Source organism: Streptomyces sp. NPDC025651, from assembly GCF_055558735.1.
In genome coordinates this window covers 1340900-1358410 of record NZ_JBVHLZ010000001.1, presented here as the reverse complement: position 1 = coordinate 1358410, position 17511 = coordinate 1340900, and the positions used below count along the sequence as shown (strand labels likewise).

The window sequence follows — 17511 nt, the reverse complement described above, 5'->3', positions numbered from 1 at the left end:
AGACGACGTTCACCACTAGCGTTCAGCCGGTCACCGAACGGGCATTAGACATATGTACGAGGCACAGGTGTGCCACCAGGACGGGGAGGGCAACAGCAGTGGTCGACGACGTCGGCGCCGGGGACCCGCCGGACGGTCTTACCGCCGCGGAGATCGGCATGTGGCAGGCGTTCCGCAACGGCAGCGTCTACGACCTCAGGTCGGGCGACGCGGCGGCCGACGATCCGCACGGCGGCCACCCCTGGGGCCCCGAGCGCAGCGTGCGGGCGCGCATCGTGTGCTGGCTGCTGCTCGACGGACCGCCCGCCCTGGCGGGCCGGGTCTCCTCGCTGAAGCTCGCGGGCGTGCAGATCACCGACGTACTCGATCTCGCGGGCGGCACCGTCGTGCCGTACGCCGAGATGAAGCACTGCCGCTTCGAGAAGGAGGTCCTGCTCCCCGAGGCCCGCTTCACCACGCTGCGCCTCGTCGACTGCTCGATCCCGCGCATCGAGGCGGCCCGGCTGCACACCGAGGGCGATCTGCACCTGCCGCGCTGCCGCGTGCACAACGGCATCCGCCTGACCGACGCCCAGATCGGCACCGACCTGCTCCTGAACCAGGCCGTGGTCTACCGCGACCGGCGCAGCCGCTCCATCACCGGCGACGGCCTCACCGTCGGCCAGGACCTGCAGGCCGAGATGATGGAGTCGCACGGCGAGCTGAGCCTGCGCGGCGCGAAGGTCGGCGTCTCGCTCAGCCTGCGCGGCAGCAAGCTCATCAACCAGTACGGCAGGCAGGCGCTCAACGCCCCGCAGCTGACCGTCGAGCGCACCCTCTACCTGACGCCGGCCGCCGTCGGCAATCCGCCGCAGACCAGCGGCACCACCCCGGCGCGCGGCACCCGCGTGCAGCGCTTCGAGGCCGAGGGCGGCATCCGCCTGGACGACGGCCGCTTCGGGGACGCCATCGACTTCGCGCAGGCCCGCTTCACGCTCCAGAACGACCAGGAGATCTCGCTGCGCCGTGTCCAGACGCCCGAGCTGCGCTTCCTCGGCGAGGCGCCGCAGCGCGGCAAGGTCGTGCTCTCCGGTGCCCGGGTCGTCAACCTCATCGACAAGTCGACCAGTTGGCCGGGCCCTGGCGGCCTCCAGATGGGCGGGTTCACCTACGAGAACCTCGTGCCGCAGGGCAGCTTCCCGCTCTCCCGGCGGCTCAGCTGGGTGGCGGCCGCGACCGCCGAGTACAACCCCGAGCCGTACGAGAAGCTGGCCACCGTCCTGCGCAACGGCGGCGAGGACGCCGACGCCCGCGAGGTCCTCCTCGCCAAGCAGCGCAGGCGCCGCGAGACGCTGCCGCTGGCGGCGAAGCTGTGGGGGTACGCCCAGGACTGGACGGTCGCGTACGGCTACCGTCCCGGCCGGGCCGCGGTCTGGATGGCGGTGCTCTGGGCGGTGAGCGCGGTGGCCTTCTCGCGCGCCGACCACCCGGCGATCAAACCGGGCGAGCACCCGCACTGGAACCCCGCGCTGTTCGCCCTCGACCTGCTGCTGCCCGTCATCAACCTCGGCCAGGACAGCTACTGGCAGCTGCGCGGCGGCTGGCAGTGGTTCTCGACGGTCCTGATCCTGCTCGGCTGGATCCTTGCGACGACGGTGGCCGCGGGGGCGACACGACTGCTGCGGCGCAGCTGAGACCCTTCTCCGCGGCTGCCCGCGCGGCCGGATCACGCCCCCGCGGCCGCCGCGGCTGAACCGTTATCGGACAGCAGGCAACCATCCCGGCCCTTTGACCGTCATCCCTGCGCAACGAACAATTGGGCAACCACGACGGTGACCGGCGACCCCCGCGCGAGCGGTGCCGGTTGAGGCGCAAAGGAGGGCACGGTGCTGCGTGCCTTCATCCGTACCGCCCGCATGGTCAGGCACACCCCGCGCCTTGCCGAGGGGCTGCCGCCGGACGACGAGGTGCTCCTCGACGTGCCCGACGAACGGCTCGCCCCCGCGCTCGTCGCCGCGGGCCGGGGCGACTACGGCCCGGCCGCCAAGGTCCTCGCCACCACCCGCGAGGCCGCCGAGTGGGAGAACCGCGACCGCTACACCATGCGGCTCGCCGCCTTCGCCCGCTCCCGCCCCGAGTGGTTCGACTCCTGGCTCGGCGCGTCCCCGCACGACCCGGACGCCCTCCTCGTCAAGGCCGAGCTCGCGGTCGTCCGCGGCTGGGAGTCACCGGCGCGCGCCGAGCTCCTGCGCGACGCGGGCCCGCTCCTGACCGCCGCCGCCGAGGCCGATCCGCGCGACCCGGTGCCCTGGCGGATCGCCCTGGACCACGCCCGCGGCACGCACGCCCCGCACACCGTCTTCGAGCGGCTGTGGGAGGAGGCGGTGCGCCGCTCCTCGTACCACTACGGCTGCCACGCCTCCGCCCTGCAGTACCTCTCCGCCGCCTGGTACGGCTCGCACCGCGAGTGCTTCGACTTCGCCGAGCGCGCGGCGGCCGACGCCCTGCCCGGCTCGTTGATACAGGTCCTTCCCGCCCGCGCGGCCTTCGCGTATCTGACCTCCCCTTCGGGCAAGGTGCCGCGCGAGCGCCTGGACGCGGCGGCCGACCTCGCGATCAGGCTCTCACGGGAGTACGGCGCCGGGGATCCGTGGCCCGCCGAGGTCCGCAATCTCCTCACGTACGTCCTGGTCCGCCTGGAGCGCTGGCAGGACGCCCTGGAACAGCTGCGTCTGATCGGCCCGTACGCGACGTCCTTCCCCTGGGACCGGATGGCGGAGGATCCGCTCGGCCAGTTCCTCGAACTGCGCGACGGCGTGCGCATCGAAGTGGCGTCGATGACGCCGCTGCGCGCTCCGGGCGAACGCGACCGCTCCGGCGAGCATTAGGCTTGCCGGTCGTGACCACCCGGCTTCCGCTCTTCCCGCTCAACTCGGTGCTGTTCCCCGGCCTCGTGCTGCCGCTGAACGTCTTCGAGGAGCGATATCGCGCCATGATGCGCGAGCTGCTCAAGACCCCCGAGGAGGAGCAGCGCCAGTTCGCCGTCGTCGCGATCCGCGACGGCCTGGAGGTGGCGCCGAGCGCGCCAGGACTCCCCGACCAGACGGCGCTGCCCGAGGGCGGCCCCGCCGCCGGCTTCGGCGACGACCCGATCAAGGCCTTCCACGGCATGGGCTGCGTGGCGGACGCCGCGACGATCAGGGAGCGCCCCGACGGCGGCTTCGAGGTCCTCGCCACGGGCACGACCCGGGTGCGGATCCACTCGGTCGACGCCTCCGGCGCCTTCCTGACCGCCGAGGTCGAGGAGGTCCCCGAGGAGCCGGGCGACGGCGCGGGCGCCCTGGCCGAGGGCGTCCTGCGCGCCTTCCGCTCCTACCAGAAGCGTCTTGCCGGGGCCCGGGAGCGCTCGCTGTCGACGGGGGCGGAGCTGCCGGACGACCCGTCCGTCGTGTCGTACCTGGTCGCCGCGGCGGCCGTCCTGGACACCCCCACCAAGCAGCGGCTCCTGGAGGCCCCGGACACCGCGGCGCGGCTGCGGGACGAGCTGAAAATGCTGCGCGCCGAGACCGCGATCATCCGTAACCTGCCGTCGCTGCCCGCGATCGACCTCACCCGCGGGACGACCAGCCTCAACTGACGACCGGGCCGGCCGACGTACGGCCTCACCTGACATAAGGCGCGAGCACCTTGGCGAAGAAGCAGAAGAAGCAGCAGCCGGGCGGCACCCCGGCCACGGTCGCCCTGACCGCGGCGGGCACCGACTTCACCGTCCACTCCTACGAGCACGACCCGTCCCACCCCTCGTACGGCGACGAGGCCGCCGAGGCGATGGGCGTCTCCCCCGACCGGGTCTTCAAGACGCTGGTGGCCGAGGTCGACGGCGAACTGACCGTCGCCGTCGTCCCCGTCGCGGGCTCCCTCGACCTGAAGGCGCTGGCCGCCGCGGTCTCCGGCAAGCGCGCCGTGATGGCCGACCCGGCCGCCGCCGAGCGCACCACGGGCTATGTGCGGGGCGGCATCTCACCGCTCGGCCAGCGCAAGAAGCTGCGTACGGTCCTGGACGACTCGGCGTCCGCGCACGCCACGATCTGTGTCTCCGCGGGGCGCCGCGGCCTCGAGGTCGAGCTGGCGCCGGGCGACTTGGCGGGCCTCACCGGCGCGGTGCTCGCGCCGATCGGCAGGGCCTGACCGCCTCGCGCGCGTACGACGTGAAAGCGCCCTCGACACATGCCCCGCGCCGGACTAGTACCGAGGGCATGTCGAAGAAGACGCGCATGCGGAAGTGGCGGGCGAAGAAGCGCAAGGCCAACCACGGGAAGCGTCCCGCCTAGGAACCCAGGCCCTCGGGGTGACCGTCGCTCCGGGGGCCTTCATAGGGCGCGGGCTCCGCGTACGGATCCGGGTCCCGCGGGCCGAACAGCGCGGTGAGGCCGAGGTGCACGGCAAGCGCCGCCACCGGCCAGGCGAGGAGCGTGCCCTTGGCCTTGAGTTCGAGCGGGGCGTCGAAGACGACGCCCTTGCCGACGGACCTGGCGTGCGCCGCGACGTCCGTCTCGGGGCCGAGCCAGATCCCGGCCCGCCACGCGAGCAGCGCGCCCAGCAGGCTGCCGAGCGCGAGACCGACGACGAGCGGAATGCCGCCGCGCCTGCGCAGCAGGAAGACGACGACGCCGCTGACGGCGCCGAAGCCCAGCGCGAGCAGGGTGAACGTTCCGTCGACGCCGATCGCCTGCTCGCCCTCGGTGTCCTCCAGGAACACCACCTTGCCGTCCGAGATGAGCGGCACACGCGGCGCGAGCCACATCCACAGCAGTCCGAGCAGGACGCCGCTCACGGCCACCGCGACCATGATCACTGCGGCCTGCCGCACTTCGGTCTTCATTCCGGGACCGTCCTCCTCGTATCCGTAAGGAGGCGTGGCTCCCGACGGCTGCGCGGCTGCCTGCCAGGGGTCGTGCGGGGGTTGGTCGTGCGGCGGTTGGGAGGGTGTCAGCGGTGCGGTCACCCCCACATCGTGCCAGCAGTCCCTGTGCGGCGCGTCACCGGACGGCCGCCCGGCGGTACGCCCAGGTGGCGACCGCGAGCGAAACCACGCCGACCCCCGCGCAGACCGCCAGATCGAGGGCGACGACCGCCCAGTCCGGATCCGGCCCGAACGTGTGGGCGAAGGCTTCCACGCCGTACGTCGAGGGCAGCAGGTCACGCGCGTACTGCAGCACCGCGGGCATGCGGTCGGCCGGAAGCACGCCGAGCAGCAGCGCCGCCGACATGCCCATCTGACCGAGCAGCGTGGCCAGTTCGGGCCGTGGCGCGAGCAGCCCGAGGGCCGCGCCGAGCCCCGCGAGCGCGGCACCGGCGAGCGGGATCACCGCGACGAGCACCCACAGGTGCGTGAGCGGAAGCCCGAAGAGCCCGCACCCGACGATCGCCGTGACGAAGGTGCCGGGCACCGTGAACGAGGCGTACGCGGCCGCGGCCCCCAGGACCACGGCGGCGGGCGGCACGGGCAGCGTGGCGTAGTGGTCGAGGCCGCCGTCGGCACGGAGCTGCCCGAAGTACTGGGCGAGCAGGTTGAGCGCGACGAACGCGACGACGAGCACGGAGGAACCGGCGACGACCGCCCGCGCCTCCCCGCCCCCGTCGACGACGCCCCGCATCAGGATCATGATCCCGACGGACTGGAAGGTCGCCACGAAGAGCAGCGGTATCCGCGCGACCCGCGCGCGGGACAGCTGGGCGCGGTAGACGGCGGACAGCGCCGGAAGGAGCCGGGCGGGGGGCCCGAGGGGCGCGGGCCCGTCGATGTCCGGCTCGGCACGCCCTTCGCCCCGCACCACGACTTCAAGCGGAACGGCACTCACCGCAGAACCCTTCTGTAGCTGTCCCTACGTACACACCTCGGCGCGGAGTGTCGGGCAGGTGGGTGGGGAACATCCGCCGCGAGGCGGCGGCACAGGAAGACCCCGGCGAACCCGCGGCAGAAGTCACGCCTTCACCAACCCTCTGCTGCTGCCGCCCAACGCAAGATAGACGTCCTCAAGGCTCGGCGTGGCCAGCGTGAAGTCGTCCAGCGCGGCGAACGCGGCCCCGCCCGTCACCGCGGCGACCGCGGCCCGCGCCTCGTCGGGCGCGAGCCGCAGGGACCACCGCCGCCCCGACTCCACCGCGGAGGATCGCAACGCGGCCACCTCGGGGACGTCCAGCGGCGCCCGCTCCCGCCACACGAGCTCCACGCGGACCTCGTCGGCGACCTTCTCCTTGAGCCCGGCGGGGCTGTCGCAGGCGATGACCTTGCCGCGGTCGAGCACGGCGACGCGGTCGAGCACGGTCTCGGCCTCGATGACGTTGTGGGTCACCAGCAGAACGGTCGTCCCGCGCTCGGCCCTGCGCCGGTCGATCGCCGACCAGACGGCGCGCCGCGCGACGGGGTCCATCCCGGTGGTCGGCTCGTCGAGGACGAGCAGCTGCCGCTCCCCCACCAGCGCGGCGGCGAAGCAGGCGAGCCTGCGCTGTCCGCCGGAGAGCTTCTTCAGGGGGCGCGAGGCCAGCGCCACAAGACCCAGCTCGTCGAGGACCGCGTCCCGCTCGGCGCGCGCCTGCCGCACGTCGAGCCCCCGCAGCCGCGCGGTCGTCTCGACGGCGAGCGACACGGTCAGCTCGTCCAGCGCGGTGGACTCCTGCCCCAGATAGGCGAGGATCCGCGCGGCCCGTTCGGGGTGGCGCACGATGTCGTGCCCGAGGATCTCGACGCTGCCGCCGTCGGGCCGCATCAGGCCGGTCAGCTGGCGTACGAGGGTGGACTTGCCTGCGCCGTTGGGGCCGAGCAGCCCGAAGATCTCCCCGCGCCCCACCGTCAGACAGATCCCGTCGGTCGCGCGGACCTCGGGCGTCGCGGGTCTGCCGCGCCTGCGGCGGGCGGCCGGATACGTCTTGACCAGGTCGCGCACCGCGCAGACGGCGTCGATGCCGTGTTCCTTGCGGAGCCCCTGTCGGACTGCCGGTGCCGGGCGCGTACTCACGAAGGACGAGACTACGGGGTCCGCGGGCACCGACGACGCCCGGGGCGCCCCGTACGCCCCGTATCAGTCACCTGCCCGGTCCCCCACGGGCGCGTGCTCGGCGGCCGTCCGCACGTCGATCTCCCGCCAGAAACCGGCCCGGATCGCGTACCGGTCGTGCTCGTCGATCTGGTCGTCCTTGTGGGCGAGCAGGCCGAAACGCGCGGCATAGCGCAGCAGCTCGCCGTCGATGCGGTGCGGGATGCGCGGGTACATCGTCGACAGCTTCTGCAGGTTGTGCTGTTCCGGGAGCCGCGCCATCCAGCGCCGCGCGAACACCTGTCCGACCTCGTACGGGTCGCCGCCGACGGTGGTGATGTCCTCCTCGCGGTCGGCCCACCGCTGCTCGGCCGTGGTCAGCTGGGCGAGGGTGGGCAGCGCGGCGGCCTCGGGGCTCTCGGAGGCGACGCCGGGCCGCTCGACCCAGCCCTTGTCGGAGGACCAGCGCAGCGTCGCGTTCGTGGGGTGCTGCGCGACCTGGGTGCCGGGGCCGCGCAGGGCGGCCAGGTCCTTGGGGGTGGGCACGCCCTTGCCCGCGGGGATGCGGTGCTCCTCGGCGTCCTGGCCGTTGGCCGAGGCGTCGGCGTGCCGGACGGGTGCCTCCTCCTCGGCGCGCTGCGCGGCGGCGGCGAGCGCGGACTCCGGCAGCGGGGCGGAGAGGATCGCGGCGATCTCGGGGCGCGGCGCGGGCGGCGGCGCGCAGGTGCCGGTGAGCTCCTTGGGGCGTACGGCCTTGGTGATCCAGGCCCGGTCGAGCACGCGCCGCTCGTCGGCCTCGGCGACCAGGTCCTCGGACTGGTTGTAGTCGCCGTCGGCGGCCTGGACGGCCCACAGGTGGACGGCGACGCCGTGCTCCTTCGCGGCCATCATGCCGGGCAGCAGATCGCCGTCGCCGGTGACGAGCACGACGTCCGAGCAGGCGCGGTTGCGGGCCAGCTCGGTGAGCTCGGCGTGCATCGCGGCGTCGACGCCCTTCTGCGCCCAGCGCCCGTCGCTGCGGGTCAGGGCGCCGAGCCGGACCGTCACGCGCGGCATCACGCGCAGTCGGCGGTGCTCGGGCTGCGGCACGCGGTCAGGGGCCCCGTCGAACCAGTAGATGCGCAGCAGGGGGCGTTCGGTGTCCGATTCCGCGCGTTCGCGCAGGCCCTGGATCAGGGCGGTGTGATCGACGGTGATCCGGGATCTGGACGGTTCGCCGGCGAGGAGACTCGCGGCGGCACCCAGCAGATACCCGGCGTCCACCAGGACGATGCAGCGGTCCACGCGATCCACCCTCTTTCCCTGGAGGTTCCCTGACGTTCTTGGAAGTTCCCGAAAAGTGCCCGGAGGTTCCTGGACGTTCCCTCGAAGGCCCACGAACACACCCTGTAACGACAACGAATCAGGGGTACGGGTCCACGTCGGGTTTCTTCGAGTCTGCCCGACCCGGCGGAGGTTAACGGCCCGAACTCGATCTTCGGCGTGGCGCAACCGCGGACAACGCTCCGAGAGCCCTTGTCACACACGGTAATTCTCCGAAATGCACACCTTGTCGCCATATGTGAATCTGGTCGCGTCCTGGCCCCCAGATCCCCCTCAGGAGGAAGATCACCATGGCCAAGAACAAGAACCGCAAGCAGGGCGGCCAGCAGAACCGCGCCTCGGCGGCCGAGCAGGCGTCCGAGCAGGCCAAGTCGGCCGCCTCCGACGCCCAGTCGGCCGTGCAGTCGCAGGCGCAGGGCAGCCCCGCTGATGTTGCCCGTAAGCACCAGCGTCGCTTCGGCCACAACTGACGCACACCCAGGCACACATGAGGGGCGCACCCGATACGGGTGCGCCCCTCACGCGCTTCTCTTACGTCGGCCCGTGGGCCAGCGCCTGCACCAGCCCTTGGGTCAGCCCGCCAGGCAGGACGGGCCGAGCAGCACCTTGAGGTCGCCGAAGAGCGCCGGGTCCGGCTTCACCCGGTGTCGGTCGAGCCGCAGCACGGTGGTCTTCTGCGCTCCCTGGAGCTTGATCCGCACCTCGCTGTTGCCCCGGTGGTGGCTGAGGATCTCGCCGAGACGGGTGACCATCGGAGGGCTCACCTTGACGGTCGGGATGGTGATCAGCACGGGCGCGTTGGTGCCCGCGTTCGACAGGTCGGGGACCTGCATCTCCATGGCGACGAGCCGCGGCACGTCCTCGCGCTTGTCGAGGCGGCCCTTGACGAACACCACGGCGTCCTCGACGAGTTGGGTCGACACCAGCTGATAGGTGGCCGGGAAGAACATGCACTCGATGGAGCCCGCGAGGTCCTCCACGGTGGCGATGGCCCAGGCGTTGCCCTGCTTGGTCATCTTGCGCTGCAGGCCCGAGATGATGCCGCCGATGGTGACGACCGAGCCGTCGGAGAAGTCGCCGCCGGTCAGCTGCCCGATGCCCGCGTCCGCCTTGTCGGAGAGCACGTGCTCCAGGCCGAAGAGCGGGTGGTCGGAGACGTACAGGCCGAGCATCTCCCGCTCCTGGGCGAGCAGATACGTCTTCTCCCACTCGTCCTCGGAGAACTCGACGTCGAGTCCGAAGCCCGGCTCGTCGCCGCCGGACTCCTCGCCCATGCCCCCGAAGAGGTCGAACTGCCCCTCGGCCTCCTTGCGCTTGACCGCGACCACGTTGTCGATCATCGGCTCGTACTGCGCGGTCAGGCCCTTGCGGGTGTGGCCCATCGTGTCGAACGCGCCCGCCTTGATCAGCGATTCGGTGGTGCGCTTGTTGCAGGCGGTCGCCTCGACCTTGTCGAGGTAGTCGGGGAAGGAGGTGAACTTCCCCTTCGCCTTGCGCGACCGGATGATCGACTCGACCACGTTCGTACCGACGTTACGGACGGCCTCCAGGCCGAAGAGGATCACGTCGTCGCCCTGGGCGGCGAAGTTGTGCACCGACTCGTTCACGTTCGGCGGGAGGACCTTGATGCCCATGCGCCGGCACTCGTTGAGGTAGACGGCCGACTTGTCCTTGTCGTCCTTCACCGAGGTGAGCAGCGCGGCCATGTACTCGGCCGGGTAGTTCGCCTTCAGGTAGGCGGTCCAGTAGGTGACCAGGCCGTACGCGGAGGAGTGCGCCTTGTTGAACGCGTAGCCGGCGAAGGGGACCAGGACGTCCCACAGGGCCTGGATCGCGGCGTCGGAGTAGCCGTTCTTGCGGGCGCCCGCCTGGAAGAGGACGAAGTTCTTCTCCAGCTCCTCGGGCTTCTTCTTGCCCATCACGCGGCGCAGGATGTCGGCTTCGCCGAGCGAGTAGCCGGCGATGATCTGCGCGGCCTTCTGCACCTGCTCCTGGTACACGATGAGGCCGTAGGTGAGGCCCAGCGTCTCCTTCAGGGGCTCTTCGAGCTCCGGGTGGATCGGCGTGATCTCCTGGCGGCCGTTCTTGCGCTCGGCGTAGTTCGTGTGCGAGTTCATGCCCATCGGGCCCGGCCGGTACAGGGCCGAGACGGCGGAAATGTCCTCGAAGTTGTCGGGCTGCATCTGGCGCAGCAGCGAGCGCATGGGGCCGCCGTCGAACTGGAAGACGCCGAGTGTGTCGCCGCGGCAGAGCAGTTCGAAGGTCTTGGGGTCGTCGAGCGGGAGGGAGAGCATCTCCAGGTCGATGCCCTTGTTGGCCCGCACCATCTTGACGGCGTCGTCCATGATGGTGAGGTTGCGCAGGCCCAGGAAGTCCATCTTGAGCAGGCCGAGCGACTCGCACTGGGGGTAGTCCCACTGCGTGATGGTCACGCCGTCGGTGTGCCGCACCCAGATCGGGGCGTGGTCGACGATCGGCTCGCTGGACATGATCACGCCGGCCGCGTGCACACCCATCTGCCGGACCAGGCCCTCCACGCCCTTGGCGGTGTCGATGACCTTCTTCACGTCCGGCTCGTTCTCGTACATCCCCCGGATCTCGCCCGCCTCGCTGTAGCGCGGGTGCTTGGGGTCGGTGATGCCGGAGAGGTCGATGCCCTTGCCGAGGACGTCGGCGGGCATCGCCTTGGTGAGGCGGTCGCCCATCGCGTACGGATATCCGAGCACGCGCGCGGAGTCCTTGATGGCGTTCTTCGCCTTGATCTTTCCGTACGTGCCGATCATGGCGACCTTGTCGGCGCCGTATTTCTCCGTCACGTACCTGATCACCTCGACGCGCCTGCGCTCGTCGAAGTCGATGTCGACATCGGGCATGGAGACGCGCTCGGGGTTGAGGAACCGCTCGAAGATCAGTCCGTGCGTGATCGGGTCGAGGTCGGTGATGCCCATGGCGTACGCGACGATCGAACCGGCCGCGGAGCCTCGGCCGGGGCCGACCGCGATGCCGTTGTTCTTGGCCCACATGATGAAGTCGGCGACCACGAGGAAGTACCCGGGGAACCCCATCTGGATGATGATGTCCATCTCGTACTCGGCCTGCTTCTGCCGGTCGTCCGGGACACCGTCCGGGTAGCGGCGCGCCATGCCGCGGCGGACCTCTTCCTGGAACCAGGTGACTTCGGTGAAGCCCTCCGGGATCTCGAACTTCGGCATCAGGTCGCGCTTCTCGAACATGCCGGTCGTGTCGATCTGCTCGGCCACGAGCAGCGTGTTCCGGCAGCCCTCCTGCCAGGCGTCCGAGGAGTCGATGGCGTACATCTCGTCCGTGGACTTCAGGTAGTAGCCGGTGCCGTCGAAGCGGAAGCGGTCCGGGTCCGAGAGGTTCTTGCCGGTCTGGATGCACAGCAGGGCGTCGTGGGCGACGGACTCGTGCGCGTACGTGTAGTGCGAGTCGTTCGTCACCAGCGGCGGGATGCCGAGCTTCTTGCCGATCTCGAGGAGCCCGTCCCGGACCCGGCGCTCGATCTCGATGCCGTGGTCCATCAGCTCCAGGAAGTACCGGTCCTTGCCGAAGATCTCCTGGTACTCCGCCGCCGACTTCAGCGCCTCGTCGAACTGGCCGAGGCGCAGACGGGTCTGCAGCTCACCGGACGGGCAGCCGGTGGAGGCGATGAGCCCCTCCGACCACTGGGAGATGGTCTCCTTGTCCATCCGCGGCCACTTCTGCAGCCAGCCCTCGGCGTACGCGTCCGAGGAGAGCCGGAACAGGTTGTGCAGACCGGTCTTGTTCGCCGCCCAGATCGTCTTGTGCGTGTAACCACCCGAACCGGAGACGTCATCGCGCTTCTGGTGCGGCTGGCCCCACTGGATCTTCCGCTTGTTCCTGCGCGACTCCGGGGCGACGTACGCCTCGATCCCGATGATCGGCGTCACACCCGCCTTCTGCGCCGAGTGGAAGAAGTCGTACGCACCGTGCAGGTTGCCGTGGTCGGACATCGCGATGTGCGTCATGCCCATCTCATTGGCCGCGTTGAACATGTCCTTGAGCCGCGCGGCACCGTCGAGCAGCGAGTACTGCGTGTGCACGTGCAGGTGCGTGAAGGGCGGCTTGGTCACGGCGGAAGGCCTCCGAATGAGTGCTGCGGCGCGAAGCGCCTCGGTCAGGGGTGGCGGTCGGGAGACGGGTGGGAGACAGGCTGCGGACAGTCTGGGGGGACAGCGTGGAAGTCTAATCCGGAGCACTGACAGTCGACGGGCACTCGGGAGTACGGTCGAGCGTTGGAAGGGGCGGAACATCTGTCCCACGGGGGTGGCCCGCCCGTCCCCATGTCACGCACCACCTTGTACCAGGAGGCACCCAGCGATGTCGGTCCCGCAGCCCACGGCTGAGCAGCGCGGCGAGCAGATCCTCGCCGTCTTCGACACCGCGTTCGGCGAGCTGCTTGCCGCGGACCCCGCCGCGTTCCGGGTGAAGTTCCGGAAGATGGCCTCCTCCGCCTTCGCGTTCTACCGCGGCACGGCCTGTCTCTTCTACGCCGACCAGGAGCGCGAGCAGCACGGCGGCCCCTACCTGGACGACCGCACCGGCCGCGTGTGGATCCACGGCGACCTGCACGCCGAGAACTTCGGCACGTACATGGACGCCCAGGGCCGCCTGATCTTCAACGTGAACGACTTCGACGAGGCGTACGTCGGCCCCTTCACCTGGGACCTGAAGCGCTTCGCCGCCTCCGTGGCCCTGATCGGCTACACCAAGGCGCTGGGCGACCAGCAGATCACCGACCTCGTGCGGATCTACGCCGCGGCGTACCGCGAGCGGATCCACGACCTGGCGACGGGCGCCAAGAGCGACGAGGTGCCGCCCTTCACGCTGGACACCGCCCAGGGCCCGCTCCTGGACGCGCTGCGCGACGCCCGCTCCCTGACCCGCTTCGGGCTGCTCGACTCGATGACGGAGATCCGCGACTTCGAGCGCCGCTTCGCGCCGGGCGGCGGCTCCATCGAGCTCGACGCCGCCACGCGCTACAAGGTGCTCGCGGCCTTCGACGGCTATCTGGAGACGCTCCCGGAGTCCTCGCTCACCCGCCCCGACTCGTACCGCGTGAAGGACGTCGTCGGCCGCCGCGGCATCGGCATCGGCTCCGCGGGCCTGCCCTCGTACAACATCCTCCTGGAGGGCAACAGCGACGCCCTGGAGAACGACGTCGTGATCTACCTCAAGCAGGCCCAGACCCCGGCGGTCTCGCGCCACATCACGGACCCGGCGATCCGCGGCTACTTCCAGCACGAGGGGCACCGCACGGTCATCTCGCAGCGCGCTCTCCAGGCGCACGCCGACCCGTGGCTCGGCTGGACCGAGCTGGACGGCGCGGGCCAGCTGGTCGCCGAGGTCTCGCCGTACGCGGTGGACCTGGACTGGTCCGACATCGACGACCTGGAGGAGATCTCCTCGGTCGTCGCCGACCTCGGCCGCGCCACGGCCACGATGCACGCCGCGGCGGACGACGAGAGCGGCCACTCGGACCTGGTGCCGTTCTCCACGGAGCGCGCCATCGACGCCGCCATCGCGGCCGACGAGGCCGGCTTCGCGGACCTGCTCGTGGACTTCGCGCACACGTACGGGGCACGCGCGCGTGCGGACCACCAGATCTTCGTCGACCTGTTCCGCAACGGTCGGATCCCGGGTCTGTAGGCATCCACCGGCCGATGTGGAACTCTTGGGCACCCTTTGGGGACCTCCCACAGGAACACATGGCACACTCCTCCGCGATGGACATATCAGGGACCCAGCTCAGAGCCGTGCGCGCGGCGCTGTTCACGGCGATCGTCGTGACGCTCTCCGCCGCGTCGCACGTGCTGCTGTCCCGCGTCCCCCTGCCGCTGACCACGGTCGCGGCGATCGCCGCAGCCGTCTTCGTCATCGCGTACGCCCTGGCGGGACGCGAGCGGGGCTACGGCCGGATCGCGGCCCTGCTGATCCCGCTCGAGCTGGCCGCCGACACCGTGTTCACCGCGGGCCAGCACGTCTGTTACGGCGAGGCGGGCGGCCCGGTCGCGGGTCCGCTGCGCTCGGTCGGCTTCGACGTGCTGTGCGGCGGGGCGCCCATCGGAACCCCGCTGGCCCGGATGACCGCCGAGGGCCACGGCGGCGCGGGCGCACTGCTCGCCGAGGCCGACCCCGGCGCCGCCTGGCTGCTGCTCGGCGCGCACGTCGGCGTGGGCCTGCTCGCCGCGGCCTGGCTCCGGCGCGGCGAGCGCGCCCTGGGGCAGCTCCTTCGCGCGGTCGCCGCCGCCACGTTCCGGCCGCTGCTGATCGCGGTCGCCGCGGTGGCGACGTCCCGCATGCCCGTTCGCCGCGCCCCGCGCCCCGCGCGCCGGGTGCGGGCGGCGCGCACGCGGCTGCTCGTGCACTTCGTGGGGCGGCGCGGACCGCCGTGCTCGGCCGTCTTCGCCTGAGCACAGCCCCACGCAGTCACCCACACGGAGAAACCACCATGAGCAAGCGCAACAGCCAGGCCGCCAAGTCCGCCGCCCGTGAGCGGATCCGCGCACAGCAGGAAGCCGAGCGGAAGCGGGAGAAGCGGAAGCGCGCCGCGATCGTCGGCGTCTCGATCGTCGGCGTCCTCGCGATAGCCGGCGGCGTCGGCTACGCCGTCATGCAGTCCAACAAGCCCGGCTACTGGGAAGAGGCCGGGGACAAGAAGCTGGTCAAGCCGGCCAACTCCTCGGGCAAGAACGGCACGACCGTCGTCCTCGGCAAGGACTCCGCGAAGAAGACCCTCAAGATCTACGAGGACCCGCGCTGCCCGATCTGCGCCGGCCTGGAGCAGACCGTCGGCCCGACCATCGAGAAGGACCTCAAGGACGGCAAGTACAAGGTCCAGTTCGTCGGCGCCACCTTCCTCGACCGGAACATCCCCGGCGAAGGTTCCAGGAACGCCCTGAGCGCGATGGGCGCGGCCCTGAACGTCAGCGACGACGCCTTCCTCGACTTCAAGAAGGTGCTGTACTCGGCGAAGATCCACCCCTCGGAGCAGGACGACAAGTTCAAGGACGACTCGTACCTCCTCAAGGCCGCCGACCAGGTGCCCGCCCTCAAGAACAACAAGGCCTTCCAGAAGGACGTCAAGGACGGGACCTTCGACCGGTGGGCCCTGGAGATGTCGAAGGCGTTCGACGACAACAAGGACGGCGTCGACGCCACGCCTTCCCTCGTCATGGACGGCAAGCAGCTGACCGGGCCCGGCTCGAAGACCGCGCCCAGCACGGTCGAGGACTACAAGGCCGCGATCGACAAGGCCCTCAAGGGCTGAGCCGGCCGTACCGGACGTAGCGGGTAACACCGGCTGAACCGACGCACAACGCCCCGCGCCGACAAGGCGCGTGGCAAAAGAGCGGGCGAACTCATGGAGTTGGCCCGCTCTTTGCGATTACCGCTCAGTAAGGTGATCGCCCGTGACCAGTCGAAATGATGTCCAGTCGTCGCTCGACGCCCAGCCGCCCGGAGCCCGGGAGCTCGACGCCGAGAAGCTCAACTTCCGCGCCCCGCGCCGCCGTACCGTCGTCAAGGCGGCGGCCGCCACCGCCGCCTTCGCCGCCCCACTCGCCTCTCTCCCGGCGCACGCCGCGGAGAGACCGGCCTTCCATCACGGAGTCGCCTCGGGGGACCCACTGCCGGACGGCGTCCTGCTGTGGACCCGTGTGACGCCCACGCCGGACGCCGTGCCGGGATCCGGCAAGGGCCCCGACACCGAGGTGACGTGGGAGGTCGCCGAGGACAAGGGCTTCACCCGGATCGTCGGGCGCGGCAGCACCACGGCACGGGCGGCGGCCGACCACACGATCAAGGCCGACGTAAGGGGCTTGCGCCCTGCGACCACCTATTACTTCCGCTTCTCCGTAGGGGACGGCTCCCCGGTGCGCTCCCCCGTGGGCCGCACCCGCACCACCCCCGCGCACGACGCCTCCGCGCACGGCGTCCGCTTCGGCGTGGTCTCCTGCGCCAACTGGGAGTCGGGCTACTTCTCCGCCTACCGCCACCTCGCGGCCCGCACCGAACTCGACGCGGTCCTGCACCTCGGGGACTACATCTACGAGTACCCGACCGGCGAGTACCCCGCCGCCAAGTACGTCGTACGCGAGCACGAGCCGAAGCACGAGATCCTCACGCTCGCCGACTACCGCACCCGGCACGGCGTCCACAAGACCGACGCCGACGCACAGGCCATGCACGCCACGCACCCGGTCGTCGCGATCTGGGACGACCACGAGTTCGCCGACAACTCCTGGTCGGGCGGCGCGGGGAACCACGCCCCCGAGACCGAGGGCGACTGGTCGCGGCGCATGGCGGCGGCCAAGCAGGCGTACTTCGAGTGGATGCCCGTGCGCGCCTCCACCGAGGGCACCGTCTACCGCCGCGTCCGCTACGGCAAGTTGGCCGACCTGCACCTGCTCGACCTGCGCTCCTTCCGCTCCGAGCAGGTGGGCTTCGGCAGCGGCGACGTCGACGACCCGGACCGCACGATCACGGGCCGCGCCCAGCTCGACTGGCTGAAGTCGGGCCTCGCCTCCTCGGACGCGGCGTGGAAGCTGGTCGGCACCTCGGTGATGATCTCGCCGGTCGCCTTCGGCTCCCTGCCGGCCCATCTCCTCAAGCCCCTCGCGGAGTTGCTCGGCCTGCCCAAGGAGGGCCTGGCCGTCAACACCGACCAGTGGGACGGCTACACGGACGACCGCAAGGAGCTCATCTCCCACCTGCGCGACAACAACATCCGCAACACGGTCTTCCTGACCGGCGACATCCACATGGCCTGGGCGAACGACGTGCCGGTCAAGGCGGCCACGTACCCCGTGTCCGCGTCGGCCGCGACGGAGTTCGTCGTCACCTCGGTGACCTCCGACAACGTCGACGACATGCTCCACGTCGCCCCGCACACGCTCTCCCTCGTGGCCGCGGGCGCCGTCAAGGCCGCCAACCGCCATGTGAAGTGGCTGGACATGGACTCGCACGGCTACGGCGTCCTGGACGTCACCGCCGAGCGCTCGCAGATGGACTACTACGTCGTCTCCGACCGGACCGACCCCAAGGCGACCTCGTCCTGGGCCCGTTCGTACCGCACGCTCAGCGGCACGCAGAAGGTCGAGCGGGTGCACGCGCCCGTGCGCTGACCGAG

General features: G+C 70.9%; 14 protein-coding genes. 9 read left to right on the top strand and 5 right to left on the bottom strand.

Going from position 1 to position 17511, the window contains the following annotated elements; genetic code table 11:
- The first annotated feature begins 158 nt into the window (after nucleotides 1-158).
- The 4 genes from ACZ4D5_RS06300 (at nucleotide 159) to ybaK (ending at nucleotide 4167) form a co-directional block, all read left to right on the top strand.
- On the top strand, nucleotides 159-1673 hold the full coding sequence (locus ACZ4D5_RS06300; RefSeq protein ID WP_467771497.1) for an oxidoreductase: 1515 nt from the start codon (nucleotides 159-161) through the stop codon (nucleotides 1671-1673).
- A 222-nt stretch (nucleotides 1674-1895) separates the two neighbouring features.
- Nucleotides 1896-2867 carry a hypothetical protein gene (locus ACZ4D5_RS06295; RefSeq protein WP_467771496.1) on the top strand — a complete coding sequence of 324 codons (972 nt, stop codon included), beginning with the start codon at nucleotides 1896-1898 and terminating at the stop codon, nucleotides 2865-2867.
- Nucleotides 2868-2869: 2 nt separating this feature from the next.
- The gene (locus tag ACZ4D5_RS06290; RefSeq protein WP_467771151.1) at nucleotides 2870-3616 is read left to right on the top strand and encodes an LON peptidase substrate-binding domain-containing protein; all 747 of its coding nucleotides are present in this window, start codon (nucleotides 2870-2872) and stop codon (nucleotides 3614-3616) included.
- A gap of 50 nt (nucleotides 3617-3666) precedes the next feature.
- The gene (gene ybaK / locus ACZ4D5_RS06285; RefSeq protein WP_467771150.1) at nucleotides 3667-4167 is read left to right on the top strand and encodes a Cys-tRNA(Pro) deacylase; all 501 of its coding nucleotides are present in this window, start codon (nucleotides 3667-3669) and stop codon (nucleotides 4165-4167) included.
- Between the two features lie 139 nt (nucleotides 4168-4306).
- Here the strand turns inward: ybaK and ACZ4D5_RS06280 are convergent, their stop codons facing one another.
- The 4 genes from ACZ4D5_RS06280 to ACZ4D5_RS06265 form a co-directional block, all read right to left on the bottom strand.
- Nucleotides 4307-4984, bottom strand: a complete 678-nt coding sequence (locus ACZ4D5_RS06280) for a DUF2567 domain-containing protein (protein ID WP_467771149.1) — start codon at nucleotides 4982-4984, stop codon at nucleotides 4307-4309.
- 34 nt (nucleotides 4985-5018) lie between these two features.
- Complete coding sequence (locus ACZ4D5_RS06275; RefSeq protein ID WP_467771148.1) at nucleotides 5019-5840, bottom strand: ABC transporter permease; 822 nt, start codon at nucleotides 5838-5840, stop codon at nucleotides 5019-5021.
- Nucleotides 5841-5963: 123 nt separating this feature from the next.
- Nucleotides 5964-6944, bottom strand: coding sequence for an ABC transporter ATP-binding protein (locus ACZ4D5_RS06270; RefSeq protein WP_467771495.1), 981 nt, complete (start codon nucleotides 6942-6944; stop codon nucleotides 5964-5966).
- Between the two features lie 117 nt (nucleotides 6945-7061).
- Nucleotides 7062-8300, bottom strand: coding sequence for an NYN domain-containing protein (locus ACZ4D5_RS06265; RefSeq protein ID WP_467771147.1), 1239 nt, complete (start codon nucleotides 8298-8300; stop codon nucleotides 7062-7064).
- 329 nt (nucleotides 8301-8629) lie between these two features.
- Between ACZ4D5_RS06265 and ACZ4D5_RS06260 the strand changes: the two genes are divergently transcribed.
- Complete coding sequence (locus tag ACZ4D5_RS06260; protein WP_467771146.1) at nucleotides 8630-8809, top strand: hypothetical protein; 180 nt, start codon at nucleotides 8630-8632, stop codon at nucleotides 8807-8809.
- A 102-nt stretch (nucleotides 8810-8911) separates the two neighbouring features.
- Here ACZ4D5_RS06260 and dnaE read toward each other — a convergent pair whose 3' ends face one another.
- Nucleotides 8912-12454, bottom strand: coding sequence for a DNA polymerase III subunit alpha (gene dnaE / locus ACZ4D5_RS06255; RefSeq protein WP_467771145.1), 3543 nt, complete (start codon nucleotides 12452-12454; stop codon nucleotides 8912-8914).
- Nucleotides 12455-12701: 247 nt separating this feature from the next.
- On the opposite strand from dnaE, the gene ACZ4D5_RS06250 reads away from it, so the two are divergent.
- The 4 genes from ACZ4D5_RS06250 (at nucleotide 12702) to ACZ4D5_RS06235 (ending at nucleotide 17506) form a co-directional block, all read left to right on the top strand.
- On the top strand, nucleotides 12702-14030 hold the full coding sequence (locus ACZ4D5_RS06250; protein ID WP_467771144.1) for a DUF2252 domain-containing protein: 1329 nt from the start codon (nucleotides 12702-12704) through the stop codon (nucleotides 14028-14030).
- A gap of 77 nt (nucleotides 14031-14107) precedes the next feature.
- The gene (locus tag ACZ4D5_RS06245; protein ID WP_467771494.1) at nucleotides 14108-14794 is read left to right on the top strand and encodes a hypothetical protein; all 687 of its coding nucleotides are present in this window, start codon (nucleotides 14108-14110) and stop codon (nucleotides 14792-14794) included.
- Nucleotides 14795-14832: 38 nt separating this feature from the next.
- On the top strand, nucleotides 14833-15651 hold the full coding sequence (locus ACZ4D5_RS06240; protein ID WP_467771143.1) for a thioredoxin domain-containing protein: 819 nt from the start codon (nucleotides 14833-14835) through the stop codon (nucleotides 15649-15651).
- A 142-nt stretch (nucleotides 15652-15793) separates the two neighbouring features.
- Nucleotides 15794-17506, top strand: a complete 1713-nt coding sequence (locus ACZ4D5_RS06235; RefSeq protein ID WP_467771142.1) for an alkaline phosphatase D family protein — start codon at nucleotides 15794-15796, stop codon at nucleotides 17504-17506.
- Nucleotides 17507-17511: the final 5 nt, after the last annotated feature.